Source organism: Bacteroidota bacterium, assembly GCA_030706565.1.
Taxonomy (GTDB): domain Bacteria; phylum Bacteroidota; class Bacteroidia; order Bacteroidales; family JAUZOH01; genus JAUZOH01.
In genome coordinates this window covers 1-2,521 of the sequence record JAUZOH010000507.1, presented here as the reverse complement: position 1 = coordinate 2,521, position 2,521 = coordinate 1, and the positions used below count along the sequence as shown (strand labels likewise).

The window sequence follows — 2,521 nt, the reverse complement described above, 5'->3', positions numbered from 1 at the left end:
TCCTGGGTGGGCCCATTTTATGAAGGAAGTTCCTGGACTTACAGTTACTTTATCCCTCATGACGTTGATCAATTAGTTGAATTAATGGGCGGAAAGGAAAAGTTCGTAGACAGGCTTGACTATGCACTGAAAAATGACCTGATCGATTATGGCAATGAACCATCATTCCTGGCCCTACGTTTGTTCAATCATGTTGGCCGCCCTGATCTGACCTCAAAATGGGTACGCTATGCCTTAAAGAAAAATTTTGACCTTACGGGCGGATTGGGTAATGACGACAGCGGTGCCATGTCCTCGTGGTATGTCTTTTCTTCCCTGGGCTTTTTCCCCAATGCCGGGCAGGATATTTATTACCTGAATTCCCCGCTTTATAAAAAGGCCGTAATCACTCTGGGAAATGGGAAAAAACTAATTATCCGCGCAGAGAATGCTTCGGATAAAAACATTTATATTAAGTCCTGTAACATAAATGGCAAGATTTGGACCAGCTCGATTTTCCGGCACAAGGACATTGCCAATGGGGGTACTATTACTCTGGTTTTATCTGATCAGCCCACTGCCTGGGGCAGGGAATAATTGATATCATTTGGCTCAATAGTTTTATGTGGGATTTCTTTTTTTTAACGTCTTACTAAGAAATTATTGATATCATTTGGTTCAGAACTTGCAAATTATTTTATGAAAAAATTTAAAATCAGGGAAATGGGAAATAGAGTGAAATTAAACGGAATTCAAAACAGGTTCATTTTTGTTTTCGGAATACTTGCAATTTTTTTGTGCAGTTCATTTATCGGTTCAAACAAACCTCAAATAAAATCAGGGAATGTTGAGTCTCGTCCCAAAATTGTGAATATTATCAATTTTGTCCGAGATTGTGAACCCAGGTCTGGAAGAGCCGAGATTACCAATAATGTTCTTTATCAGACTGTGGCCAATCAGGTGAATATGATGAAAAAATATAACCTTAAGGGCACTTTTCTTTTACAGTATGATGCATTGATGGATCCCCGTTACCAGGAACTTTTTAAAAGCCTTCCTGCCGGTTCCTTTGAAATAGGTTGCTGGCTGGAAATCCCTCAGCAACTGGTTGAGAAAGCAGGGCTTAAATGGCGTGGGCGCTATTCCTGGGATTGGTACGCAGATGTCGATTTTTCTATAGGTTATAGCCCTGAAGAACGCGAAAAGATAGTGGATGTTTACATGAACGATTTTAAGCAGATCTATGGTTATTATCCCAAGTCTGCAGGTTCCTGGTTTATGGACGCCCATACCCTGGATTATATGTACCGTAAATATGGGATTATTTCTTCCTGTAATTGCCGCGACCAGATTGGTACGGATGGTTATAATTTGTGGGGAGGATACTGGAACCAGGCTTATTATCCCAGTTCGAAAAATTATTATATGCCGGCCCAACATGAATCAGCTCAGATCCCTGTTCCGATTTTCAGGATGCTGGGATCTGATCCTATCCGTCAATACGATATGGGGCTGGGAACAAAAATGCAGGGAGTTGTCACCCTGGAACCCGTGTATAAAAATGGCGGGGGAGATTCTACCTGGGTGGACTGGTATTTTAAGGAATTTATAAAAGGTGAGTGTATGGAATATGCCTATGTTCAGGTGGGGCAGGAAAATTCGTTTACCTGGGATAAGATGGCTAAAGGCTTTGCTATTCAATTGCCTTTGGTGGCCAGACTCAGGGATGAAAAGAAAGTAAAAGTCGAAACTTTAGCAGAGTCAGGGAAATGGTTCCGCGAACATTATAAAGTTACACCCTCCACGTCTGTTACTGTAAACAACGATTTACAAGGAAGTGACCGCAAAACAGTATGGTTTAACAGCCGTTTTTACAGGGTCAATTTGTTATGGGAAAACGGCACATTGCGGTTTCGCGATATTCACGTGTTTAATGAAAATTTACCTTGTGATTATTTAACCCAAAAAGGGACTGCTACTACCTGTTTCTTTTATACCCTTCCTTTTGTTGACGGGTTTAGCTGGAGTACTGCTGATAAAATTGCCGGATTACGGCTCAAAGCAATTGTAAATGGAAAAGAAATGTTGGTTGAAGGAGGAGCTCCTGTAGTGAAAAAAATAGCTCAGGATAAATTACATGTGGTCTGGCCTTTAAAATCTGTTAAAGGTGATTTTATTGTAGACATTGATGCTCAAAACATGAAAATGCAATTTAAAGGTATTAAACCTTTGAATTGGTATCTGGATTTAACGACGGCCGATCATGCGGATTTGCCCTTTAGCAAGGTTTCAAAAAGACAGATTGACTGCCGATATAAGGGAATGGATTATACGGTTAAAGCCACCCATGGATTTTTCTCAACTCCCGGGAATGAAGTGGTTTATAGAATCAATCCGGATAAAAACATATTGTTGCTGAATTTTTCTCAGACAAATAGCCGAAATTGAAAATGAAGAAATTTTTAATTCTACTTTTTTTGGTTTTTATTTCTTTTTCTGGTGCTGCTCAGATTTTACGGAAGAAAATCCCGGACAGATTGGT

At 40.1% G+C, this 2,521-nt stretch carries 2 protein-coding genes; both read left to right on the top strand.

Annotation, left to right across the window (positions count from 1 at the left end):
• On the top strand, window positions 1-576 hold a 576-nt coding region (locus tag Q8907_16150; protein ID MDP4275800.1), incomplete at its 5' end, for a glycoside hydrolase family 92 protein.
• Between the two features lie 126 nt (window positions 577-702).
• Window positions 703-2,427: a hypothetical protein gene (locus Q8907_16145; protein ID MDP4275799.1), complete on the top strand. Its 1,725-nt coding sequence runs from the start codon at window positions 703-705 to the stop codon at window positions 2,425-2,427.
• Window positions 2,428-2,521: the final 94 nt, after the last annotated feature.